The 23,835-nt window shown below is 64.6% G+C and carries 25 protein-coding genes; 6 read left to right on the top strand and 19 right to left on the bottom strand.

Translation table 11 applies throughout. The annotated features are described in order from the left end of the window. Positions 1-135 precede the first annotated feature (135 nt). The 12 genes from eno to ACQCS0_RS06330 all read right to left on the bottom strand — a co-directional run bounded on the left by eno (position 136) and on the right by ACQCS0_RS06330 (position 11,532). Positions 136-1,416 carry a phosphopyruvate hydratase gene (gene eno / locus ACQCS0_RS06385; RefSeq protein ID WP_354153946.1) on the bottom strand — a complete coding sequence of 427 codons (1,281 nt, stop codon included), beginning with the start codon at positions 1,414-1,416 and terminating at the stop codon, positions 136-138. 132 nt (positions 1,417-1,548) lie between these two features. Then, a complete protein-coding gene (locus tag ACQCS0_RS06380) occupies positions 1,549-2,139 on the bottom strand; it encodes a MazG nucleotide pyrophosphohydrolase domain-containing protein (RefSeq protein ID WP_354222353.1) in 591 nt (196 codons plus the stop codon). A gap of 118 nt (positions 2,140-2,257) precedes the next feature. Next, the gene (locus ACQCS0_RS06375) at positions 2,258-3,406 is read right to left on the bottom strand and encodes an adenosine deaminase (protein WP_354153947.1); all 1,149 of its coding nucleotides are present in this window, start codon (positions 3,404-3,406) and stop codon (positions 2,258-2,260) included. Positions 3,407-3,433: 27 nt separating this feature from the next. Continuing rightward, positions 3,434-4,174, bottom strand: a complete 741-nt coding sequence (locus tag ACQCS0_RS06370; RefSeq protein ID WP_354222320.1) for a DedA family protein — start codon at positions 4,172-4,174, stop codon at positions 3,434-3,436. 105 nt (positions 4,175-4,279) lie between these two features. Next, entirely contained in the window at positions 4,280-4,909 is a 630-nt protein-coding gene (locus ACQCS0_RS06365) for a DedA family protein (protein WP_354153949.1), read from the bottom strand. Between the two features lie 5 nt (positions 4,910-4,914). Beyond that, a complete protein-coding gene (locus tag ACQCS0_RS06360) occupies positions 4,915-6,228 on the bottom strand; it encodes a thymidine phosphorylase (protein WP_354153950.1) in 1,314 nt (437 codons plus the stop codon). Continuing rightward, positions 6,225-6,629 carry a cytidine deaminase gene (locus ACQCS0_RS06355; protein WP_354153951.1) on the bottom strand — a complete coding sequence of 135 codons (405 nt, stop codon included), beginning with the start codon at positions 6,627-6,629 and terminating at the stop codon, positions 6,225-6,227. Before ACQCS0_RS06355 ends, ACQCS0_RS06360 begins: the two co-directional genes overlap by 4 nt. A gap of 387 nt (positions 6,630-7,016) precedes the next feature. After that, positions 7,017-8,039: an NADP-dependent oxidoreductase gene (locus ACQCS0_RS06350; RefSeq protein WP_354153952.1), complete on the bottom strand. Its 1,023-nt coding sequence runs from the start codon at positions 8,037-8,039 to the stop codon at positions 7,017-7,019. Then, a complete protein-coding gene (locus tag ACQCS0_RS06345) occupies positions 8,036-8,467 on the bottom strand; it encodes an organic hydroperoxide resistance protein (RefSeq protein ID WP_282329299.1) in 432 nt (143 codons plus the stop codon). The genes ACQCS0_RS06350 and ACQCS0_RS06345 overlap by 4 nt, the downstream gene beginning before the upstream one ends. A gap of 45 nt (positions 8,468-8,512) precedes the next feature. Beyond that, positions 8,513-8,947 carry a MarR family transcriptional regulator gene (locus tag ACQCS0_RS06340; protein WP_354153953.1) on the bottom strand — a complete coding sequence of 145 codons (435 nt, stop codon included), beginning with the start codon at positions 8,945-8,947 and terminating at the stop codon, positions 8,513-8,515. A 164-nt stretch (positions 8,948-9,111) separates the two neighbouring features. Further along, positions 9,112-10,311 (bottom strand): amidohydrolase, encoded by a 1,200-nt coding sequence (locus ACQCS0_RS06335; protein WP_354222322.1) that lies wholly within the window; start codon positions 10,309-10,311, stop codon positions 9,112-9,114. Between the two features lie 87 nt (positions 10,312-10,398). Further along, positions 10,399-11,532, bottom strand: coding sequence for a mannose-1-phosphate guanylyltransferase (locus ACQCS0_RS06330; RefSeq protein ID WP_354153955.1), 1,134 nt, complete (start codon positions 11,530-11,532; stop codon positions 10,399-10,401). A 256-nt stretch (positions 11,533-11,788) separates the two neighbouring features. Here ACQCS0_RS06330 and sdhC point away from each other — a divergent pair, with 256 nt between their 5' ends. From sdhC to ACQCS0_RS06305, 5 genes are all read left to right on the top strand, one after another. Further along, positions 11,789-12,169, top strand: coding sequence for a succinate dehydrogenase, cytochrome b556 subunit (gene sdhC, locus ACQCS0_RS06325; RefSeq protein WP_426939365.1), 381 nt, complete (start codon positions 11,789-11,791; stop codon positions 12,167-12,169). A gap of 3 nt (positions 12,170-12,172) precedes the next feature. Then, positions 12,173-12,649, top strand: a complete 477-nt coding sequence (locus ACQCS0_RS06320; RefSeq protein ID WP_426939364.1) for a succinate dehydrogenase hydrophobic membrane anchor subunit — start codon at positions 12,173-12,175, stop codon at positions 12,647-12,649. A gap of 104 nt (positions 12,650-12,753) precedes the next feature. Further along, a complete protein-coding gene (gene sdhA, locus ACQCS0_RS06315; RefSeq protein ID WP_354153957.1) occupies positions 12,754-14,562 on the top strand; it encodes a succinate dehydrogenase flavoprotein subunit in 1,809 nt (602 codons plus the stop codon). Between the two features lies 1 nt (position 14,563). Next, on the top strand, positions 14,564-15,346 hold the full coding sequence (locus ACQCS0_RS06310) for a succinate dehydrogenase iron-sulfur subunit (protein WP_056347269.1): 783 nt from the start codon (positions 14,564-14,566) through the stop codon (positions 15,344-15,346). Positions 15,347-15,440: 94 nt separating this feature from the next. After that, on the top strand, positions 15,441-16,211 hold the full coding sequence (locus tag ACQCS0_RS06305) for an alpha/beta fold hydrolase (RefSeq protein WP_354153958.1): 771 nt from the start codon (positions 15,441-15,443) through the stop codon (positions 16,209-16,211). Here ACQCS0_RS06305 and ACQCS0_RS06300 read toward each other — a convergent pair. The 7 genes from ACQCS0_RS06300 to glyA form a co-directional block, all read right to left on the bottom strand. Further along, entirely contained in the window at positions 16,168-17,232 is a 1,065-nt protein-coding gene (locus ACQCS0_RS06300) for a YihY/virulence factor BrkB family protein (protein WP_426940109.1), read from the bottom strand. The genes ACQCS0_RS06305 and ACQCS0_RS06300 overlap by 44 nt on opposite strands. 37 nt (positions 17,233-17,269) lie before the next feature. Next, a complete protein-coding gene (locus ACQCS0_RS06295; RefSeq protein WP_426939362.1) occupies positions 17,270-17,875 on the bottom strand; it encodes a 2'-5' RNA ligase family protein in 606 nt (201 codons plus the stop codon). Positions 17,876-17,879: 4 nt separating this feature from the next. Continuing rightward, positions 17,880-18,923 (bottom strand): tryptophan--tRNA ligase, encoded by a 1,044-nt coding sequence (gene trpS / locus ACQCS0_RS06290; RefSeq protein WP_426939361.1) that lies wholly within the window; start codon positions 18,921-18,923, stop codon positions 17,880-17,882. Positions 18,924-18,942: 19 nt separating this feature from the next. Further along, positions 18,943-19,776 carry an exodeoxyribonuclease III gene (locus tag ACQCS0_RS06285; protein WP_282329310.1) on the bottom strand — a complete coding sequence of 278 codons (834 nt, stop codon included), beginning with the start codon at positions 19,774-19,776 and terminating at the stop codon, positions 18,943-18,945. A gap of 10 nt (positions 19,777-19,786) precedes the next feature. Then, a complete protein-coding gene (locus tag ACQCS0_RS06280; RefSeq protein WP_426939359.1) occupies positions 19,787-20,350 on the bottom strand; it encodes a hypothetical protein in 564 nt (187 codons plus the stop codon). A gap of 139 nt (positions 20,351-20,489) precedes the next feature. Beyond that, on the bottom strand, positions 20,490-21,389 hold the full coding sequence (locus ACQCS0_RS06275; protein WP_426939358.1) for a bifunctional methylenetetrahydrofolate dehydrogenase/methenyltetrahydrofolate cyclohydrolase: 900 nt from the start codon (positions 21,387-21,389) through the stop codon (positions 20,490-20,492). Between the two features lie 3 nt (positions 21,390-21,392). Continuing rightward, entirely contained in the window at positions 21,393-22,691 is a 1,299-nt protein-coding gene (gene glyA / locus ACQCS0_RS06270) for a serine hydroxymethyltransferase (RefSeq protein ID WP_354153965.1), read from the bottom strand. A 257-nt stretch (positions 22,692-22,948) separates the two neighbouring features. Between glyA and purU the strand changes: the two genes are divergently transcribed. Beyond that, a complete protein-coding gene (purU, locus tag ACQCS0_RS06265) occupies positions 22,949-23,809 on the top strand; it encodes a formyltetrahydrofolate deformylase (protein ID WP_354153966.1) in 861 nt (286 codons plus the stop codon). Positions 23,810-23,835: the final 26 nt, after the last annotated feature.

The following is a 23,835-nucleotide window of genomic DNA, read 5'->3' as shown; positions in this document are numbered from 1 at the left end:
GACACTCCTGAAACGTGCGGCCGGCCTCAGGCCGCATCTCTGCGATTGATGCCGGCTCAATCAATGCCTGCTAAAACAAAAACCGGTGGCTATGGTCTTTCAACCATAGCCACCGGTCAGAGGTTTACGCGGCTACTAGCCCTTGAAACGCGGGAAGGCGCTGCGGCCGGCGTAGCGTGCGGCGTCGTCGAGTTCCTCTTCGATGCGCAGCAGCTGGTTGTACTTGGCAACGCGCTCGGAGCGTGCCGGTGCGCCGGTCTTGATCTGGCCGGCGTTGGTGGCCACCGAGATGTCGGCGATGGTGGTGTCCTCGGTCTCGCCGGAGCGGTGCGAGGTGATGGTGGTGTAACCGGCGCGCTGGGCCAGGCTGACGGCGTCCAGCGTTTCGGTCAGTGAACCGATCTGGTTGACCTTGACCAGCAGCGAGTTGGCGGTCCTGGTGTCGATACCGCGCTGCAGGATGGCCGGGTTGGTGACGAAGAGGTCATCGCCCACGAGCTGGACCTTGTCACCGATGCTGTCGGTGAGGGTCTTCCAGCCCTCCCAGTCGTTCTCATCCAGGGGATCCTCGATGGAAACCAGCGGGTAATCTGCCACGAGCTCGGCGTAGTAGGCGCTCATCTCGGTGGCGGACAGCGCCTTGCCTTCGAACTGGTAGGCGCCGTCCTTGAAGAACTCGGAGGAGGCGACGTCCAGGGCCAGGGCGATGTCCTTGCCCGGGGTGTAGCCGGCGTTGGTGATGGCTTCCTGGATCAGGTCCAGGGCTGCACGGTTGGACGGCAGGTTCGGTGCGAAGCCGCCTTCGTCACCGAGGCCGGTGGACAGGCCCTTTGCCTGCAGGACGGACTTGAGGTTGTGGTAGACCTCAACGCCCCAGCGGAGGCCCTCGGAGAAGGTCTCTGCGCCGATCGGGACAATCATGAATTCCTGGATGTCTACGTCGGAATCGGCGTGGGAGCCACCGTTGAGGATGTTCATCAGCGGAACCGGCAGGACGTGCGCGTTGGGGCCGCCCAGGTACTTGTACAGCGGCAGGTCTGCGGAGGCGGCTGCTGCATTGGCAACGGCCAGCGAAACGCCCAGGATGGCGTTGGCGCCGAGCTTGGCCTTGTTGGGCGTGCCGTCCAAGTCAATCATGGCCTGGTCAATGCTGCGCTGGTCCGTGGCGTCGAAGCCGGTCAGCGCCGGAGCGATCTGGTCAATGACAGCGTCAACGGCCTTCTGGACACCCTTGCCGAGGTAACGTCCCTTATCGCCGTCACGGAGCTCAACAGCCTCGTGCTCACCGGTGGAGGCACCGGAGGGTACTGCCGCGCGGCCGATCTGGCCGTCGGAAAGCAGTACTTCAACTTCTACGGTCGGGTTTCCGCGGGAATCGAGGATTTCGCGGGCGTGGATGGCATCGATAAGCGCCATGGATGTGCTCCTTATGGGCGATTTTGGGGGAACGAACAGCTGGAAAAATGCGTTAAATCTGGGACGTCCTCGTCAGGACCAAGCCTAGTCGAGAGTGGTGCAGGTTACGGAACTCTATCCATCACCCGGACGTCATGATGGTGCCAAGAACTGCCGCCGGATGGCGCCACGAAGGGCACGTTCGGCGTCGAATCCGCTGGCGCGTGCGGAGCCGACGACAGCGAGCAGCAGGTCGCCGAGTTCCTCCTCTGTTTCGAATGGCTCCGGGGTTTCGACAGGCTCAACCACCGGTGATTGAGCCCGTCGAAATCCGGCCCGCTCGGCCCGGTCAAGGAACTTCTGCGCCTTCGCCAGGGCCGGCAGTGCGTCCGGGATCCCCTCAAAGGGCCCCGTACGCTCCGGACGTTCCGCGGTCTTCACGGCGTCCCATTTCCGGACGATCTCCGCCACCGAGGCCGGGAAGCTGTCCCGGAGCGTGCCGTCGGGCCGGAAGACATGCGGATTGCGGCGGACCATTTTGGCACTCAGCCCGCGTGCGACGTCGTCGAACGTGAACGTGCCGCGCTCCTCGGCTAGACGGGCGTGCAGCACCACCTGAAGCAGCACATCGCCCAGTTCGCCGCGGAGCTCGGCGTCACCCGCGCCGGTCTCGATGGTCTCGGCAACCTCGAAGGCCTCCTCGAGGAGGTACTCCACCAGCGAGGCATGCGTGAGGGCGGCCATCCACGGGCAGTGCTCGCGCAACTGGGCTACGATCCCCAGCAGCTCCCCCAGCTCGCAAGCTCGCCCGGGAACCCCTGCCGCCGTGGGCCCATCCAGCAGCCGATCGATGGGAGCCTGCTCAGCCAAGGTTGTCGTAGGCGTCGTTGATGTATTCCACCAACGCTTCCTTCTCTTCAAGCGGCAGGAAGGACGCTTCGGCAGCGTTAAGCGTGAGCTCCAGCAGATCGTCGAGGTCGTAGTCGAAGGTTTCCACGAGGAGTTCGAACTCGTCCGTGAGGGTGACGCCGCTCATCAGCCGGTTGTCGGTGTTGATGGTGACGTTGAAGCCCAGCTGGTACAGCATGTCCAGCGGGTGGCTCTCGATGCCCTCGCCGAAGCCGGCGATCGCTCCGGTCTGGAGGTTCGACGACGGGCAGATTTCCAGGGCGATGCCGCGGTCGCGGATCCAGCTGGACAGGTCACCCAGGGTGACCAGGCCGATGTTGTCCTCGTCGCTCGCGGCGTCGTCGTCTTCGTCGTCGAACTCCACCATGATGTCCTCGGCGATGCGGACGCCGTGGCCCAGGCGCAGTGCCCTGCCGTCAACGAGGGCGGACTGGATGCTTTCGAGCCCGGCAGCTTCGCCGGCGTGCACGGTCGCGGGGAAATTATGCTGGGCGAGGTAGGTGAAGGCGTCCTTGAACCTGGACGGGAGGAAGCCGTCCTCGGCTCCGGCGATGTCAAAGCCCACAGCGCCCTTGTTGCGGTGGCGGACAGCGAGTTCGGCGATCTCCTGGCCACGGTCTGCGTGGCGCATGGCGGTGATCAGCTGACCCACCTGGATTTCGCGGCCGCTCTCGGTCACGGCGTCCACGCCGGCTTCGAGGCCTTCCTGCACCGCTTCAACAACGTCGTCCAGGGACAGGCCCTTCTGGAGGTGCTGCTCCGGCGCCCAGCGCACTTCGCCGTACACCACGCCGTCGTCCGCGAGGTCCTCGACGAATTCCTTGGCGACGCGGATGAGGCCTTCCTTGGTCTGCATCACGGCGACTGTGTGGTCGAACGTCTCCAGGTAGCGGACCAGCGAGCCGGAGTCCGCGGACTCACGGAACCACTCGCCCAGGGCCACCGGGTCGGTGGAGGGCAACGTGTGGCCAACGGCCTCGGCCAGTTCGATGATGGTGGCTGGACGGAGACCACCATCCAGGTGGTCGTGGAGCGAAACCTTAGGCAGGCTCGTCAGGTCGAAATCGATGGCAGGGGCGGCGTCAACAATAGGCTCAGTCACCTTCCAACCTTAGGGTCGGCAGGAGGCTTATGCCAGCCGGTTCTTTCCGGGCTGCTCCGCCTCGGCCGGGGCGGGCGTATGCAGTTGCGAAACCGCGGTGTGCGCGGGCACGGAACCTTCCGGGCCGCCGTCGAGCCATTCATCTACGGTTTCGGCGTCGTTGCGGGCCAAGTGCTTGTGCCACCAACGCAGGAGGTGGTCGATCAGGACGCCGAAGACTATAGCGAACACCACGGCAATGCCTGCGCTGAGCAGCGGGTTGTCGTGAAGCCACGGGAAGGAACTGGCCAGCAGCCCGATGCCGATGGAATACCCCACCCAGGTGAAACAGGCGAAAGCGTCCAACAGGAAGAACCGGCGGTGCGCAAAACCGGTACTGCCGGCCACATAGTTAACCGCCACCCGGCCCCAGGGAATATAGCGCGCCGTGAAAATCAGGACGGCGCCGCGCTTTTCGAGTTCATACCGTGCCCAGCCAAAGGCCTTCTGCACCTTGGGTCGGCGCATCCACTTCCAGCGGTCAAGGCCGATCCTGCGGCCAAGCATAAAGGCCATGTTGTCACCGGCCATGGCACCGATCAGCGCAGTCGCGCCCAGGATCCAGAGATTCGGTTCACCGCTGTGCCGGGAAAACGCGGCCAGCGCCACAATCAGTGTCTCGCTGGGGACCACCATGGCGAAGCCGTCGATGAAGAAGAACACAAGAAGGACCGGGTAGATCCACCATTGGCCGGCTGCATGGAGCACGGCCTCATTAATAAACTCCACGCGGGTCTTGCTCCTAGACGAAATGATGCAGCCGGAAGTGACGTAAGTCGCTCTTCAGTGTCCCATGCCCGGGACCCCGCCCGCTACGCACGGACGGCGCAAACCCTAGGCTTCTGGATCCTTCAGCCGCACCACCACAGGAACCTTTCCCCGGATGCGGTTAATGATCAGATCCACCACGATTCCAAGGCCCACGGCGCAGACGATTGCGATGGCCGCGCCGAGCAGATGGTTGTTTTCGAACCACTGGCCGAAGAACAGCCCGATACCCACGGAGTAGGAGGCCCAGAGCGTGGCGGAGAGCACCGTCAGGCCGACGAACCGCACGTGCGAATAGTGGGTCACGCCCGCGGTGAGGTTGACGGCAACCCTGCCGATGGGAATGAACCGCGCCACCAGGATGAGCGACGCCGGCCGCTTCCTCAGCTCGTCCCCTGCCCAGCGGAAGGCGCTTTGCATCCGCGGTCCGCGCATCCAGTGCCAGCGCCGGGTGCCCACCCGTCGTCCAATGAAGTAGGCCATGTTGTCGCCTGAGAAAGCGCCCAGGCCCGCGACCGCCATCAGCAGCCAGGGATTGGGGACTTCCGCGGTGGCGGCCACTGCGGCCAGCCCCACCACCACGGATTCGCTGGGGATCGGCGGGAAAAAGCCGTCGATCAGGCAGCAGGCCAGCACAAGGAGGAGCACCCATGGCTGCGCGGCGGCAGCGAGGATGAATTCATTGATGGCCTGCATTGTCCCTATGCTATTCGGTCGATGATGAGCCGCTGGGCCGGGCGCGACCCGTCGGGGGCCACCGTGACGGCGTGTTCAAGGGCTTCCTTGGCGCGCGCGAACTTTTCCGGTGTGTCCGTGAGCAGCGTCATCAGCGGCTCACCGGCGCGGACCATGGCACCGGGCTTAGCGTGCATGCGGATCCCGGCGCCGGCCTGGACGGCGTCTTCCTTGCGGGCACGACCTGCCCCAAGGCGCCACGCCGCAACACCCACTGCCAAGGCATCGAGCCCTACCAGGACACCGTCGGCCGGGGCGTAAATGACCTCGGATTCCTTGGCGACCGGCAGCTTGGCGCGCGGATCTCCGCCCTGGGCTTTGATCATCCGGTTCCAGACGTCCATGGCCCGGCCGTCCTTCAAGGCGGCGCGCACATCTGCGTCGTGGAGGCCCGCGCAGGCCAGCATCTCTTCGGCCAGCCGGACGGTGAGTTCGACGACGTCCTCCGGGCCGCCGCCTGCCAGGACCTCCACGGATTCCGCCACTTCGATCGCGTTGCCCGCGGTGAGGCCGAGCGGGGTGCTCATATTGGTCAGCAGCGCCACAGTGTTGACGCCCGCGTCCTTGCCGAGGGCCACCATGGTTTCGGCCAGTTCGCGGGCCCGGGCCTCGTCCTTCATAAACGCGCCGCTGCCCACCTTGACGTCCAGGACCAGGGACCCTGTGCCTTCGGCGATCTTCTTGCTCATGATCGAGGAGGCGATCAGCGGAATTGCCTCCACCGTGCCGGTAACATCACGCAGTGCGTACAGCTTCTTGTCCGCCGGCGCCAGCCCCGCCCCGGCAGCGCAGATCACGGCGCCGACGTCCTGAAGCTGCGCCATCATTTCGTCGTTGCTCAGGGCGGCCCGCCAGCCGGGGATCGATTCCAGCTTGTCCAGGGTGCCGCCGGTGTGGCCAAGTCCCCGGCCGGACAACTGGGGCACGGCCACGCCGAACACTGCCACCAGGGGTGCCAGCGGCAGTGTGATTTTGTCCCCCACTCCCCCGGTGGAATGCTTGTCGCTGGTAGCCTTCACGCCGCCGTCGGGCCGCCGGAGGCCGCCGAAATGCATCCGTTCACCCGAGGCGATCATGGCGGCCGTCCAGCGCGAAATTTCGGCACGGTCCATTCCGTTGAGCAGGATGGCCATGTTCAACGCGGCCATCTGTTCGTCCGCGATGACCCCGCGGGTGTAGGCGTCAATGGTCCAGTCGATCTGCTCCGGGCTCAGGACGCCCCGGTCCCGCTTGGTGCGGATAATGTCGACGGCGTCGAATGCCTCCGTTGCCTGTGTCACCGTGGATCCTCCAGGTTTTGGGGACCGAACGCGTCGGGCAGCACCTGGTCCATGGTTTTGATTCCTTGGGTGGTCATGAGTTCCATGCCAGGCGCGCGGAATTCATAGAGGAGCTGCCGGCAGCGGCCGCACGGCATCAGCACGTTGCCGGCGGAGTCCACGCAGTAGAACGCGCGCAGCAACCCGCCGCCGGTCATCTGCAGGTTTCCCACCAGGGCGCATTCAGCACACAGGGTTAGCCCGTAGCTGGCGTTCTCCACGTTGCAGCCGCTGACCAGCCGCCCGTCCTCGGTGAAGGCCGCGGCACCCACCGGGAACTTTGAATATGGGGCATAGGCGTTTTTCATGGCGTCGACGGCTGCGGCCTCCAGGGCCTGCCAGTCCACGGCGTTCTGTTCCATGGCCGTCATCCCTTGACGTACGGGATGCCGCTGGCCGCCGGCGGCCTGGACCTGCCCACCAGCACGGTCACCAAGTAGGGCACCATGGCCATGAATTGGCTGGACACCGGGGTGGCGCTACGACTCGGATTCAATGGGTGTCCGTTTCTACACTGAAATTCTGTTTCACTGAGGGGTTCGCAGCACGGCGCCGTAGCGCACTGATACAAGCCACACTAGTGGGCTGCAACACATCCGGTACCACATTGGAGCCGGATCCTGAAGATTGTTGAGAATTTGTTACTAACCAGTAGAAGTCGGCCTGGCGTTCCCCTCACTTTAAGCGCGAACGGACATTTGGGGCCCGCCGGGAGGGGCCTCAAATGTCCGTTCGCGCTGGTGGGGAGCTTAGAGGCGCACCAGCATCTTGCCGGTGTTCGCGCCGTCGAGCAGGTCAATGAAGGCCTGGGGGGCATTCTCCAGTCCATCCACCACGGTCTCGTCATACTGGACTGAACCGTCCGCAAGCCAGGCTGACATCTTCCCGAAGAATTCAGCACTGTGCTGGCGCTGTTCGCTGACCAGGAACCCCCGCAGGGTGAGCTGCTTGCCAATGGCAAGCGCGAGGTTCCGCGGCGCGGGAGTGGGTTCGGTGGAGTTGTACTGGGCTATCGCACCGCACATGGCCACGCGGCCGCCCACATTCAGAACCGCCAGGGCAGCCTCGAGGTGACCGCCGCCCACGTTATCGAAATACACATCAATCCCTGCGGGTCCTGCCGCCTGGGCAAGCTGTTCGCGCACCGGCCCGTCGTTGTAGTTGAACGCGGCGTCGAAACCCAGTTCCAGGAGCCGGGCCGCCTTCTCCGCGGTTCCGGCGCTCCCTATGACCCTGGAAGCGCCCATCGCCTTGGCGATCTGGCCCACAAGCGAGCCCACGGCGCCAGCTGCTCCGGACACGAACACGGCATCGCCTGGTTTGAACTCCGCCACTTTGAGCAGCCCCGTGTAGGCCGTCAGCCCGGTCATGCCCAGCGCGCCAAGGTACGCCGACGCCGGCGCAAGGTCCGTGCGGGCAACCGAGGTTGCGCCTGCTTCCAGGACCGCGAATTCCCGCCAGCCCAGTTGATGTACGACGGCGTCCCCCACCTTTCGCCCCTCGGCCCTGGACGCGATGACCTCACCGATGGCGCCGCCGTCGAGCGCTGCATCCAGCGCGAAGGGCGCCGAGTACGACTTGACGTCGTTCATGCGGCCTCGCATGTAGGGGTCCACGGAGATGTAGAGGTTGCGGACCAGGATCTGGCCGTCCTGAAGCTCCGGCAGCAGTGACTCCGCCAGTAGGAAGTTTTCGCTGACGGGACGACCTACGGGACGTGAGGCCAGGCGGATTTCCCGGGTGGATGTTGGAAGTGCCGTTGTCAGGTTCATGCTGCGAACTCCAGGATCTTGATGTCCACGGTGATGTTTCCGCGGGTGGCGTTGGAATAGGGGCAGATCTGATGCGCTTGGGCCACCAGGGACTCGGCCGTGGCGAGGTCCAGGGCCGGAACCGCGATCTCCAGTTCAGCGGCGAGGCCGTAGCCCACGCCATCGGTGAGCGCGCCGAAGTGGATCTTGGCCGCCACGGCCGAGTCGGTCAGGTCTGCGCGCTCCTTGCGCCCCACGAGGCGGAGTGCTGAGTGGAAGCAGGCCGCGTAACCGGCGGCAAACAGCTGCTCCGGGTTGGTGCCCTGGCCATCACCGCCGAGCTCCACGGGACTGGCAAGACTGACTTCCAGCTTCCCATCGTTGGTGCGTGCGCTGCCCTCGCGGCCTTCGCCTGAAGCCAGGGCCTCGGCAGTGTAGAGAGTCTTCATGTACGGTCCGTCCTGTTGGATGTGGATCACGGAAATCTTGCGGGCTCAGTGCGCGCGGTGAAGGGCTTCGGTGAGCCTTTCCAGAGTGGTGCGAAGCTGTTCCAGCTCATCGGCCGACAAACCGGCGGCGTCCGCCAGGTGCCGTGGAATCGCGTTGGCTTTGCTGCTGAGCGAGCGTCCGGCCGGGGTCAGGTGTACTGCCACGCGGCGCTCATCCTCCCCGGACCGGCGGCGCTCCACGAGCCCCATTGCCTCGAGTCGCTTGAGCAGCGGTGACAGCGTGCCGGAGTCAAGACCCAGCTCCTCGCCGAGCGCTTTGACGCCCTTCGGCTCCGATTCCCATAGGACCAGCATCACCAGATACTGCGGGTACGTCAGGCCCAGGTCTTCCAGGACGGGGCGATAGACCGCTGTGGCCGCGCGGGACGCGGAATACAGGGCAAAACACACCTGGCGGTCGAGGCGGGGGGCTTCAGTCATATCTAATACGGTAGCCTACAATTCAATTGTGCACAACTCATTTCGTTGAAAGAAGCGCGAACGTACACTTGGGGCCCTCCGAGTGGGCCCCAAGTGTACGTTCGCGCTTGTGTGGGGGCTTAAGTGTTCGTTCGCGCGGGAGGGGGTGAGGTGTGGCGCGGGGGCTAAAGGTCGCGGATGGTCCGGAGGGCTGCCGCCGTGAGGACCTGGATACCCAGGCCAAGGGCACGTTCGTCCAGGATGTAGTCACCGCGGTGCAGGTCATACTCTTCGCCGCCCGGGGTTTTGGTGCCCAGGCGCATCATCGCGCCGGGACGCTCGGCCAGGAACCAGGCGAAGTCCTCGCCCCCCATGGACTGCGGTGTCAACACAACGGCGCCCTCACCAATTTCGGCGCGGGCTGCGGCCTCAATGAGCGCAGTCTCGTGCTCCGAGTTGACCACCGGCGGCACTCCCCTGGTGTGTTCCAGATGGACATCCACACCATAAGGAGCGGCCACCTGCTGCACCACCTCGTCCAGGAGCTCGCCGGCGTCATGCCAGGCGTCGCGGTCCAGGCAGCGCATGGTGCCCGCCATGTAACCCGTGCCCGGAATGGCGTTGGGTGCCGATCCGGCGCTGATCTGGCCCCACACCACGGACACTCCGCTGCGGACATCCACCCGGCGGGACAGCACGGCAGGGACGTTGACGGCGATCTGCGCCAACGCAAAAACCAGGTCCTCGGTGAGGTGCGGGCGGGACGTGTGGCCGCCGCGGCCTCTCAGTTCGATCTTGATGGTGTCCGAAGCGGACGTGATTGCGCCGATGCGCGTCCCGATTCGTCCGACGTCGATCCTCGGGTCGCAGTGCAGCGCAAAGATGCGCGGCACACCATCAAGGACGCCCTGGTCGATGCAGGAAAGCGCGCCGCCCGGCATGGTTTCCTCAGCCGGCTGGAAGATGATCCGGACGGAGCCGCCCAGCGGCGACTCCTGGTGCATGCTCTGGAGGACCAGGGCAACGCCGAGCATGGTGGCAGTGTGGACATCGTGGCCGCAGGCATGGGTCACGCCATGGTTCTTGGAGGCAAACGGGAGGCCCGTTTCCTCGATGATTGGCAGGGCGTCAATATCGCCGCGGAGCGCAGCGGCGATCGGGCCCTCGCCGATGTCGACAGTCAGGCCGGTACCTTCAAGCCGCCGCGGGGACAGTCCGGCTGCTTCGAGCCGATCCACCAGCTTGTCCGTGGTGCGGAATTCCTTGAAGGAAAGCTCGGGGTGCGCATGCAAATCCCTGCGGAAGTCGATCAGCTCCGGCAGGAGGGGTTCCAACCATGGCCGCACTAATGCGGTGGGCTCGGCTTCAGTAGTGTAATTACGCACTCATTTACTCTAGCGAGCGTCCACGGAATAGCGTCATCAGGGCGGGCGCGTTACAGATTGTGCCGCGGCTGGACACTCCCGACCGGGTTACAAAACGTCGGTGTCGCCACTGGCCTTGAGCGCGTCAACGGCTCCCTTGACCCGCTGCGCGTGCTGCTTGGTGGTCACCAGGAGGGCATCGCCCGTGTCAACGATGACCACATCCTTGATGCCGATCAGGGCGATCACGCGCTTCGTGTCCGAAACCACCACACCGCTGGCGTTTTCGGTGAAAACCCGGGCGCCTTCACCGATAACGGTGACGTCATCGACTTCCCGCGCACTGTTGAGCCGCCCCACCGAAGCGAAGTCCCCGACGTCGTCCCATCCGAAAGTGCCGGGCACAACGGCCACATCGCCGGCGGCGGCGGCAGGCTCGGCCACCGCATAGTCGATGGCGATCTTGGGCAGTGTGGGCCAAACACGGGCGGTGACGGCATCACGTTCGGGAGTGTCCCAGGCCTGGGCGATCTCCTGAAGGCCCTTGAACAGCTCCGGCTGGTTGGCCTCAAGGTGCCTCAACATTAAGGCAACGGGAGCCACGAACATTCCTGCGTTCCAGACATACTCACCGCTGTCCACATACTGCTGGGCAACTTCCTCGTCCGGCTTTTCCACGAACTCCACTACGGCCTGGGCGCTGGGCGCACCATTGATGTGGAGCGCCTCGCCGGCGCGGATGTAGCCGAAGCCCGTGGACGGGTGAGTCGGCTTGATGCCGATGGTCACGATCTTGCCGGCGGCGGCCGTGTGGATGGCCTCGCGGACGGCTTCCTGGAAGAGGTGGTCAGGACTGATGACCTGGTCCGCGGCGAAGGAACCCATGATGGTGTCCGGGTCTCGCTCATACAGGATGGCGGCAGCCAGTCCGATGGCGGCGCCGGAATCCTTGGGCTCGCTCTCCAGGACCAGGTCCGACTCCTGGACCTCGGGCAGCTGCCGGCAAACGGCGGCCCGGTGCGCAGTGCCCGTCACCACCAGGACGCGCCTGCCTGCGAGCGGCTCCAGCCGGTCGTAGGTAGCGCGCAGCAAAGTGCTGCCGGACCCCGTGAGGTCGTGCAGGAATTTGGGAGCGGCTGCTCGCGACAGGGGCCAGAGGCGGGTCCCCACTCCGCCTGCCGGAATCACCGCAATAAAGCGGTTCAGGGGTGAATCCGGGCTTGTCACTGTGTCTGTACTCATCACGGCCTACTTTAGCTGACGAGCCGTGAACTGCCCGTTCAGAACCCTCCGCCACCTCCCGCGGACCCACCATGGTGTGGTGTTCGTCTCATATGCAGGCAAAACGCAGGCATTGCGGGTCACCAAGGAGTTCCTAAATTGAATAAGCTGTAAGCGAAGCCTAGATTTAGGCCTGAGCTACGAGTTGCTCTCGCAGCAGGCGTTCCCCCCGCGTGGATCTCATGCCAGCGCCGCTGTGTTGCAGGGAGGTTTATCAGTGCCGACAAAACCAGCTGGCACCTTGTACCGCGGCCGTGAAGGCATGTGGTCCTGGGTAGGACACCGGATTACCGGTGTAGTGATCTTTTTCTTCTTGTTGGTCCATGTGCTGGACACCTCATTGGTGCGTGTGTCCCCGGAGGCCTACACGGCTGTTATCGGTTCCTACAAGAACCCCCTTATGGCCCTGGGTGAAACGGGCCTGGTTGCCGCGATCGTCTTCCACGCCTTTAACGGCCTGCGGATCATCGCCGTCGATTTCTGGCAGAAGGGCGCCAAGTACCAGCGCCAGATGCTGTGGACCGTCCTGGCCCTGTGGGTAGTTGTTATGGTCGGCTTCTCCATCCGCCACCTTTCCCTCGCCCTCGGAGGTCACTAAGCCATGACTGCAACTATCGACAGCCCACGCAGCGGGAAAAACAGCAGCGGCAAAATCTCCCCCCAGTACCGCCGCACGGGCGCCAGCCGGGGCAACTTCGAAATGTTCGCGTGGCTGTTCATGCGCCTGTCTGGCTTAGTGCTGGTGGTGCTCATCTTCGGGCACCTCTTCGTGAACCTCCTGGTGGGTGAGGGCATCCACGCCATCGACTTCGGCTTCGTCGCCGGCAAGTGGGCTGACCCGTTCTGGCAGGTCTGGGACCTCGCCATGCTGTGGCTGGCCATGCTGCACGGCACCAACGGCGTACGCACCATCATCAACGACTACGCCGAGAAGGATTCCACCCGTCTCTGGCTCAAGATCGTCCTCTACGCGGCCACCACCGTGATCATCGTCCTTGGCACGCTGGTGATCTTCACGTTCAACCCGTGCCCCGTGGTTGACGGTGTTCCGCTGCCCGGCGGCTTCTGCCCCTCGTAGCCAGTTCAGCCGCTGCCCGCGGTGAGCCGCAGGCTGTGTTTTGCGGTGCAGGCAGCGCCCGCCCGTTGTTTTATAGCGAATTTTGAGAGAAAGAGCGCCCAAGTATGCAGGTCCATAAGTACGACGTCGTCATCGTCGGTGCCGGTGGCGCTGGCATGCGCGCCGCGATCGAGTCCGGTCAGCGCGCGCGAACAGCAGTACTGACCAAGCTCTACCCCACCCGCTCGCACACCGGTGCTGCGCAGGGTGGCATGTGTGCGGCCCTTGCCAATGTCGAAGAAGACAACTGGGAATGGCACACCTTTGACACCATCAAGGGCGGCGACTACCTGGTTGACCAGGACGCCGCCGAGGTCATGGCGAAGGAAGCCATTGACGCCGTGCTGGACCTGGAAAAGATGGGCCTGCCGTTCAACCGCACGCCCGAAGGCCGGATCGACCAGCGCCGCTTCGGCGGCCACACCCGCGACCACGGCAAGGCGCCCGTCCGCCGCGCCTGCTACGCAGCTGACCGCACCGGCCACATGATCCTGCAGACGCTGTACCAAAACTGCGTCAAGCACAACGTGGAGTTCTACAACGAGTACTACGTCCTTGACCTCCTGACGGTCGAGGAAGACGCCGTCCGCGAGGACGGCACGCCGTACAAGCAGAAGCGCGTTGCTGGCGTCGTGTCCTATGACCTCGCCTCCGGTGAGCTGCACGTGTTCCAGGCCAAGTCCGTGATCTTCGCTACCGGCGGCGCCGGCAAGGTCTTCAAGACCACCTCGAACGCCCACACCCTGACCGGCGACGGCATGGGCATCGCGTTCCGCAAGGGCATTCCGCTGGAGGACATGGAGTTCTTCCAGTTCCACCCGACAGGCCTCGCCGGCCTGGGCATCCTGCTTTCCGAAGCCGCACGCGGCGAGGGCGCCATCCTGCGTAACTCCGAGGGTGAGCGATTTATGGAACGCTACGCCCCCACCATCAAGGACCTGGCACCGCGTGACATCGTGGCCCGCTCCATGGCCAACGAAGTCCGCGAAGGCCGCGGCTGCGGCCCGAACAAGGACTACGTCCTCCTTGACCTGACCCACCTGGAGCCGGCACACATCGATGCCAAACTCCCGGACATCACCGAGTTCGCCCGCACTTACCTGGGTGTGGAACCGTACACGGAGCCGGTTCCGGTGTTCCCCACGGCGCACTACGCCATGGGCGGCATCCCCACCAACATCACCACCGAGGTCCTGCAGGACAACGACACCGTCATCCCGGGCCTTTACGCCGCCGGTGAGGTTGCCTGCGTTTCGGTCCACGGCTCCAACCGCCTCGGCACCAACTCACTGCTGGACATCAACGTGTTCGGCAAGCGCGCCGGCATCGCCGCCGCGGAGTACGCCAAGACTGCTGACTTCGTGGACCTCCCGGAGGATCCGGAGGCCTACACCATCGAGCTGCTGGACATTGCCCGCAACGGCACCGGCGACGAGAAGGTGGCGGTGATCCGCAAGGAACTCCAGGACACCATGGACGCCAACATGCAGGTGTTCCGTACGGCTGACACGCTGAACCAGGTCCTCACGGACATCGAGTCCTTCGAGGCGCGATACAAGAAGATCAGCGTCCAGGACAAGGGCAAGCGCTTCAACCTGGACCTGCTCGAAGCCGTCGAGCTGGGCTTCCTGCTGGAACTGGCCAAGGTCATGACCGTGGCGGCCCTGCACCGGGAGGAATCCCGCGGCGGACACTTCCGCGAGGACTTCCCGGAACGCGACGACGATAAATTCATGAAGCACTCCATGGCGTACAAGGATGACCGCGCCCCGGCCGACGGCACCGCGGGGACCGCGGAAACAACAGCCGGCATCCGTCTGGGCACCAAACCGGTCGTCTTTACCCGTTACGAGCCGATGGTGAGGAAGTACTAAGATGACCGCTGAACTTGCTGAGCCAGCCTCCAAGATCGAACTGCCCGCACACATCGGAGGCGGCGGAGAGATCCCCACGTTCGACGTCACCCTGCGCGTACGCCGTTACAACCCTGAGGTGTCCGAGGACGCCACGTGGGAAGACTTCAAGGTGACCATGTACGGCACCGACCGCGTGCTGGATGCCCTGCACAAGGTCAAGTGGGAAATTGACGGCAGCGTTTCATTCCGCCGTTCCTGTGCCCACGGTGTCTGCGGTTCCGATGCCATGCGCATCAACGGCCGCAACCGCCTTGCCTGCAAGACGCTCCTGAAGGACCTGGACACCACCAAGCCCATCACCGTTGAGCCCATCAAGGGCCTGCCGGTGGAGAAGGACCTGATCGTGGACATGGAGCCGTTCTTCCAGTCGTTCCGCGAAGTCATGCCGTTCCTGATCAACAAGGGCCACGAACCCACCAAGGAACGCCTGCAGTCTGCCGAGGACCGTGAACGCTTCGACGACACCACCAAGTGCATCCTCTGCGCGGCGTGCACGTCCTCCTGCCCGGTGTTCTGGACCGATGGCCAGTACTTCGGCCCGGCCGCGATCGTCAACGCCCACCGCTTCATCTTCGATTCCCGTGATGATGCCGGCGACATGCGTCTGGAAATCCTGAACGACAAGGAAGGCGTGTGGCGTTGCCGCACCACCTTCAACTGCTCCGAAGCATGCCCACGTGGCATCCAGGTGACCCAGGCAATTGCCGAGGTCAAGCAGGCAATTCTCTCCCGTAAGATCTAATTCAGGTTCTTGCTTACGACGGCGTCACCCACCTTAGGTGGGATGGGCGCCGTCGTTGTTTAACACCTGACGCCACCAACGAAAGCAGCTCGCGATGTCCCGCTCCGAAAAAGTCAGCTTCGAAGGATCCACCGGCGAGCTCCTGTCCGGCATCATCGATATCCCGGAGGGGCCGGTGCGGGGCTGGGGTGTGTTCTCCCACGGTTTCACCCTTGGCAAGGACAGCCCGGCGGCGTCCCGGATGTGCAAAACCCTGGCTGACACCGGCATTGGGATGCTCCGGTTCGACAACCTGGGGTTGGGCGAGTCCGCAGGCTATTGGTCGGAGGGCTCCTTCAGCCACAAAGTGGCCGACACTGTGAAGGCCGCCGAGTTCATGCGCGCCCAGGGCAAGGCCATCTCCCTGCTGGTGGGCCACTCGTTCGGCGGTGCCGCCGTGCTTTCCGCCGCCCGCCAGATCCCGGAGCTCGACGCCGTCGCGACAGTCGGTGCCCCCTTCTCACCCAAGCACGTGGCGCACGTCTTCGACGCCGCCCTGGACAAGATCCTCAGCGAAGGCAGCGCCGAGGTGGACCTCGGCGGGAAACGCGTGGAGATCCGGAAACACTTTGTGGAAGACCTTGAGAACGCGGACCTCACGGACTGCATCCGGCAGCTGCACAAGCCGCTGATGGTGCTCCACTCCCCCACGGACAACACCGTGGGCATCGAGAACGCCAGCTCCATCTTCCAGACCGCCCGCCACCCCCGGAACTTCGTGTCCCTCGAGGGAAGCGACCACCTCCTGACCGGCAAGGGCCAGGCAGCGCGGGCGGCCAGGATCATCGCTGCCTGGGCCGACCAGTACCTCGACGCCGGGAAGTAGCCGCCGCGCCGGCACGGTCTTTGTCGGTGCGCCCCTCCACCGGCACTTTGCCCGGCTGGACGTGCCGTGAGCCCCACCCGGCCTTCTCGTGCTCCGCGGAAACGCTGCGCAGGTCCACTTCCCGGATGGCGGACCAGCTGGCGCACACGAGGTAGACCTGGCTGACCAGGTTGAACCAGATCAGCAGGCCGATGATAATGGCGAACGGCGCCAGGATGGGATTCCGGCCGGCGCCGGCAAGCAGTTCGGCACTGAAGACCTGCAGCGCAGCCGTCCCGACGCCGGCCAGGATGGTACCTTCCAGCAGCGCCCGCCTGGAAAGCTCCAGGCCGCCGACAAGGCGGAACATGATCACCGCGGTGATCCAGTTAAGCGTCAGCGGAACGCCTATCTTGATCAGCGTGGTCAGCGGACCCGCCACGGCGTCGTCTAGTTGCAGGAAATCCGTGACCCAGCCTGCGGCGGTTCCAAATACGAGGGAAGCTCCGGCGCTGACTACCAGGGCCATGCCCAGGAGGAGCAGCGTGCCGGCGTCGCGCAGTTTCAGGACAACCGGGTTAATCTTCAGGGGCGGGTGCTCCATCACGCCACGAACGCCGTCCCGCAACGCAGCGATCCAGCCCAGCGACGTCACGATCGTGACCACTGCCGCGATCACCGCCGTCCAGCCTAGACCCTCAGGGTTCAGCAGGTCCTGCGGATCCACCAGGCCCTCGCCGCCATTCAGCTTCAACAGCCCGGGAGCACTCTGCGCCACGCTCGAGATAATGGTGTCCAGGAGGGCGGGCTGGCCCCGCAGCACCAACCCGGCGATGGAAAAGCCAGTGGCCAGCAGGCCGGTGATGGAGAAGAACATCCGGAAACCGATACCGGCGCTCATCAGCGGACCGTGCTGGAGGTTGTAGTGTTGCCAGGCCCGCATCGGCCGGAAGGCATTCAGCCGCGCGAGGAGCCACTGGAACATTGCCATCATGCCGGCCACCGGGCCGCCGTCGGACCTCTTGGTTTTGCCCCATTCCATCCGCTTTTGGATGACGGCCAGCCTCAGCCGCGCGCGTTCAGTGGGAAGAGGCGGATCCCCCGGAGTTGGCGGCCGCGTCCGCGGCCCAGGTCCCGGCGTCGTTGTCAGTTTCGGTCCCAAAGTCCAACTCTTCCCGTAGCTGCCAGATGCCGTCAGCATCGTGCTCGTAAAGTCCCATGCTAACCACAGGGAACGTCGCCCTATAGTCCTTCAGCACCGTTTCGGCTTCGTCGAGGCTTTCGGGCGCAACATCGTGGGCGATCGTCACGTGCGGGTGATAGGAGAACGGCAGATCCCGCTGGAGCGGGCCTGTCTGGAGCTTTTCGTGGAGGTCCACGCAGGCGTCGAAACCCTCCTCAACGTTGATGTAGACCACCGGGGACACCGGCCGGAAGGTTCCCGTTCCTGCGATCGTGACCATAAACGGGGCCTGGGCCCTGGCGACCTCACGGACGTGCTCCCGCGTTGCCTCCCAGTCCTTGGCGGGGGTGGTGGTGACCAGGGTGATGTGGGCTGGGATCACCCCGGCCATGGGATCGCCAAACGAGGCGCGCCACCGTTGAAGTTCTTCCGCGATGGCAGGGGGGAATCCCAAAATGACGCCTACGCTCATTCCTTCACTGACATTGCTGGCGGCGGACATCGAGCTAGCGGACTCCTGCAAGGCTCAGGGACGGAAGGAAGCCCATACGCTCATAGACCTGACCTAGGGTAACTGCGGCGATCTCCCTGGCCCGCTCAGCACCCTGGGCCAGGAGCCGGTCCAGCTCGGCGGGGTCGGCCATCAGTTCATTGGTGCGGTTCCGCAGCGGCGTGATGAAGTCCACCATGACCTCCGCGAGGTCCACTTTCAGGTGGCCGTACATCTTGCCCCCGTACACAGCCTCCAGCTCGGCCACGGACTTCCCGGTGAGGGTGGAGTAGATGGTGAGGAGGTTGGAGATCCCGGGCTTGGCTTCGGCATCGAACCGGACCTCGGATCCGGTGTCGGTGACCGCGGACTTGATGCGCTTGGCCGCGAGCTTGGGATCCTCCAGCAGTTGGATGGAACCGTTGGGCGACTCCCCCGTCTTGGACATCTTGGCGCTGGGGTTCTGCAGGTCGTAGATCTTGGCGCTGGCCTTGAGGATGGTGGCCTCCGGCACAGTGAACGTGGGGCCGTAGCGTGTGTTGAAGCGCTGGGCCAGGTTCCGGGTAAGCTCCAGATGCTGCCGCTGGTCTTCGCCCACCGGCACGAGGTCCGTCTGGTACAGCAGGATGTCGGCTGCCATGAGCGTGGGGTATGCGAACAGGCCAAGCGTCGCGGCGTCCGCGCCCGACTTCTGCGTCTTGTCCTTGAACTGGGTCATCCGGGAAGCCTCGCCGAAACCGGTGATGCAGTTCAAGGCCCAGGCCAGCTGGGCGTGCTCGGGGACATGGGACTGCACAAAGAAGATGCTCTTGTCCGGGTCGATGCCGGCGGCGATGTACTGCGCGGCAACCACACGGGTGCGCTTGGCCAGTTCGGCGGGATCGAAGTCCACTGTGATGGCGTGAAGGTCCGGGATGAAGAAGACGGCATCATATTCGGCTTGCATGTCCACCCAGTTGCGGACAGCGCCAATGTAGTTGCCCAGGTGCAGGGAGTCGGCCGTGGGCTTGGCACCTGAGAGGATGCGTTTTTTGGTCACCGGTGAAGTCGGGCTAGTCATGGGGAAGAACCTTCGGGGCTTAGAGCCGGTAGTCCACTACCAGCGGAGCATGGTCAGAGAAGCGGGTGTCCCACGAGGGCGCCCGGTCAACCACTGCCGAAAACGCGGCGGCGGCGAGTGCCGGGGTTGCCATGTGGTAGTCGATGCGCCATCCGGTGTCGTTGTCGAACGCCTGGCCACGCTGCGACCACCAAGTGTAGGGGCCGTCGACGTCTCCAGCAAGGCCCCGGTGGACATCCTTCCAGCCGATGTCCTCGCCGAAGAAGCGGTCAAAGTAAGCGCGCTCGTCAGGCAGGAAGCCGGCCTTCTTGACGTTGCCCTTCCAGTTCCTGATGTCCCGTTCGGTGTGGCCCACGTTCAGGTCGCCAACCACGAGGGCGTGGTCGCTGTGCTTGGTCAGCTCCGGCAATCTGGTGGTCATGACGTCCAGGAAACGGTACTTATCCACCTGCTTCGGGGTTCCCACGTCGCCGGAGTGCACGTAGGCGCTGGCGACGGTCAGCTGCGCGGGGTTCCCCGCGGCGTCAGCCACCCTGAAATCAGCCTCAACCCAGCGGCCGGCGGTTGCGAAGTAGTCGTCGCCGATGCCGTTGCGGGTTTCCAGCGGCTCTTCACGGGACGCAATGGCGACACCGGCGCGGCCTTTGGCCTCGGCTTCGGCGTGCAGGATGTGCCAACCATCACCGAGCAGCTGGCGCACGATCGCGTCAGGCGCCCGGACTTCTTGGAGGCAGAGAATGTCCACCTCGCGGGGCTCCAGCCATGCCGCCATACCGTTCTTGTAGGCAGCCCGGAGGCCGTTGACGTTGACTGATGCGATGCGAAGGTGGTCCTTCTTCAATGCCGAGATCACCCGCACCACTCTAGTCGATGATGGTTCCGCTGACCGGGTCGCCGGTGCCGCCGCCGGCGCGGATCATGTCGCGGGCGTTGGTGGCGGTGATCTCGATGGTCTCCAGCGCGCGGCGGATCGTGTCCTGGTCCGCGGCTTCACCTTTGGCGCGCTCCTTCTCCACCACCTGGATCTGCACCTGGACGATCTTGAACGAGTGGTCCAGCTTGAGGTCGCGGACCGCGTCCGCGTCGGTGCGTTCGTACACCACCCGGGTGCCGCCATGGTCGGCCGAGGACGACGACGGCGCCCGGCCGGCTGCAGTGTTGAAGGCGTTCTGGGCCTCGGTCAGCTTGGCGCCGGCTTTTTTGGCGGCCTTCTGGATGCTGAACACGACAAAGGCTGCCAGGGCCAGCCAGAAAGCGGCGATGACGGCGACAACCCAGCCCACGACATCGTTCTGATTGGCCGCAAAGATCACGGCAACGAGGAAAGCGATGACAAAAACCATCATTCCCGGGCCACTGATCCTGAGCATGGAGAAGCCGCCCTTGGACCGGCCGGACGGAGTTTGAGGGTTACCCAGAGATCGCATGGGTCCATTGTCTCAAACGCCGCAGCGCCCCACGGCCCCTTCCACCCCCGGCGAACACCACATCCCTGCGGTTAAAGCCCGACGGCGGCCCGCGCCCTTCGCGAGAAGGTGCGGGACCGCCGTCGTACTGTTCTTGCGGTTAGGCGAGCCCTGCCTGGCGTTCCGCGGTTTCCACCACGTTGGCCAGCAGCATGGCGCGGGTCATCGGCCCCACGCCGCCCGGGTTCGGGGAGATCCATGCGGCGACGTCAGCAGCCGCGGGGTCCACGTCTCCGGTAACCACCGCCTTGCCGTTGCCGTCCTCCACTCGGCTCACGCCGACGTCGAGCACTATGGCGCCCGGTTTCAGGTCTGCCGCCTTGATTATGTGCGGGACGCCCGCAGCAGCGATCACGACGTCGGCCTGGCGGAGTTCGGCGGCCAGGTCCACGGTCCCGGTGTGCGCCAGGATGACCGTGGCGTTGACATCCTTGCGGGTCAGCAGCAGCCCGACGGGCCGGCCGATGGTCACACCGCGGCCCACCACCAGGACGCGCTTGCCCTTGAGGCTGATACCGTGCCGGGTGAGCAGCTCCACGCAGCCCTTGGGCGTGCACGGCAGCGGCGACGTCATGGGTCCGCCGACGTTGGCCACCAGGCGGCCAAGATTCATCGGGTGCAGGCCGTCGGCGTCCTTGTCCGGATCCATGGCCTCCAGGATGACGTCCTGGTTGATGTGCTTGGGCAAGGGAAGCTGCACGATGTAGCCGGTGCACTCCGGGTTCCCGTTCAGCTCACGGACCACGGCCAGGAGTTCGTCCTGCGTGGTTTCCTCGGGGAGGTCGCGACGGATGGACGTGATGCCCACCTCGGCGCAATCCTTATGCTTGCCGCCCACATACCAAGTGCTCCCGGGGTCGGAGCCCACCAAAATGGTGCCCAGTCCGGGGGTAACACCCTTGGCCTTGAGCGCGGCCACACGTTCGGTCAGTTCGGCCTTGATGGCAGCGGCGGCAGCCTTGCCGTCAAGAATCTGTGCAGTTCCAGTCGCAGTGGTCATGGATTACCACTGCTCGTGCTGCGGGTACAGCGGGAAATCGGCGGCGAGCTTGTCCACGCGGGACTGCAGGGCCTCCACGTCCGTGGCGGAGCCAGCCTTCAGGGCGGTGGCGATGATCTCGGCCACCTCGGTGAACTCCTCGGCGCCGAAGCCGCGGGTGGCCAGGGCCGGGGTGCCGATGCGCAGGCCGGAGGTGACCATCGGCGGGCGCGGGTCGAACGGGACCGCGTTGCGGTTCACGGTGATGCCCACGGAGTGCAGGAGGTCCTCGGCCTGCTGTCCGTCCAGCTGGGAGTTGCGCAGGTCCACCAGGACCAGGTGCACGTCCGTGCCGCCGGTCAGGACGGAGACGCCTGCTTCGGCGACGTCGGCTTGGTTGAGGCGCTCGGCAAGGATCTTGGCGCCTTCGAGGACACGCTCCTGGCGCTCCTTGAATTCCTCGGTGCCGGCGATCTTGAAGGCCACGGCCTTGGCCGCGATGACGTGCATGAGCGGGCCGCCCTGCTGGCCCGGGAAGACATTGGAGTTGATCTTCTTTGCCCACTCCTGCTTGGCCAGGATCACACCGGAGCGGGGGCCGGCGAGGGTCTTGTGCACGGTGGAGGTGACGACGTCGGAGTAAGGCACCGGGCTCGGGTGCAGGCCGGCTGCCACCAGTCCGGCGAAGTGGGCCATGTCGGTCCAGAGCAGCGCACCCACTTCATCGGCGATGGAGCGGAAGGCTGCGAAGTCCAGGTGGCGCGGGTAAGCGGACCAGCCGGCAATGATGACCTGGGGCTTCTCGGCGATGGCCTGCTCGCGCAGCTTGTCCATGTCAACGCGAAAATTGTCCGGCTCCACCTGGTAGGCAGCGACGTTGTAGAGCTTGCCGGAGAAGTTGAGCTTCATGCCGTGGGTCAGGTGGCCGCCGTGAGCCAGGGAGAGGCCCAGGATTTTGTCACCGGGGGTGATCATGGCGGACAGTGCTGCGGCGTTGGCCTGCGCACCGGAGTGCGGCTGGACGTTGGCGTACTCGGCACCGAACAGTGCCTTGACGCGGTCGATGGCCAGCTGCTCGGCGATGTCCACATATTCGCAGCCGCCGTAGTATCGGCGGCCCGGGTAACCCTCGGCATACTTGTTGGTCAGGACCGAGCCCTGGGCTTCCATCACGGCGCGCGGGGCGAAGTTTTCGGAGGCGATCATTTCCAGGGTGCCGCGCTGGCGGCCAAGTTCCTGGTTGAGTACTGCGGCGATTTCGGGATCGAGATCGGCCAGCGACTGGTTGCTGACGGCGGCTGATGTGGTGGCGGTAGTAGTCACGAAAAACTCCTGGCTAGGGATACGGGCACTGCTAAGGTCAGGCTACCGGCTGGCGCACCACACCGCCCCTTGATGACAGGGCATGAAAGTGAGCTGCATCCTTAAAGGGTGCAGCTCCGGTAAGACATGACCCTCGGCCCAGGCGTACGATCCGTGGTCTTCGTGATTGCCACTCCCTGGTGGTTAGCCACCCAACGCCAGTTGCGACCCCACCAGACTACCAAACGCGGACGCGCCGCGCGGGTAGGCTTGTAGTCGTGACTGAAGAGCAGCTGAACCGAGCTTACGTATTGACATTGTCCTGCCCGGACCGCCCCGGAATTGTCCACGCCGTGGCCGGAGCGCTGCTGGTGGCGGGCTGTAATATTTTGGACTCGCAGCAGTACGGCAGCCCCGCAACCGGCAACTTCTTTATGCGGGTGGAAGCAACCACGACGGCTTCCCGGGCCGAAGTCCAGGCAGCCCTTGGGCCGGTGGCCCACTCCTTCGGCATGCAGTGGAGCCTCAACCCCGTGGGCCAGAAGGTGCGCACGCTGCTGATGGCCAGCACGTCCGCGCACTGCCTCAACGACATCCTGTTCCAGCAGCGTTCCGGTAGCCTGCCCATCGAGATCCCCGCCATTGTCTCCAACCACCGTGACCTGGCCGGGCTGGCCGAGTTCTACGGCATCCCGTTCCACCACATCCAGGTCACTCCGCACACCAAGGCCCAGGCCGAGGACAAGCTCCGCGCCCTTATGGCCGAGCACGATATCGAACTGACCGTCCTGGCCCGCTACATGCAGATCATTTCGGATGAGCTGTGCGCGGACCTTACCGGCAAGGCCATCAACATCCACCACTCATTCCTGCCGTCCTTCAAGGGCGCTAAACCCTACCACCAGGCCCATGCCCGCGGCGTCAAGCTGATCGGCGCTACCGCCCATTACGTCACCGCCGCCCTGGACGAGGGACCAATCATCGAGCAGGAAGTTATCCGCGTGGATCACGCCCGCACCCCGGAGCAGTTCGTGCAGATGGGCCGGGCCGTTGAAGGCCGCACTCTGACTCAGGCCGTCCAATGGCATGCCGAACACCGTGTGCTGCTGGACGGCAACCGGACAGTCGTCTTTAATTAAGAGGACTTTCACCAAAGGACTGGGCC

The sequence above is a fragment of the Pseudarthrobacter sp. S6 genome, from assembly GCF_050156575.1.
Taxonomy (GTDB): Bacteria; Actinomycetota; Actinomycetes; order Actinomycetales; family Micrococcaceae; genus Arthrobacter.
The sequence above is the reverse complement of the archived record's forward strand: the minus strand, read 5'-3'. Positions and strand labels throughout refer to the sequence as shown.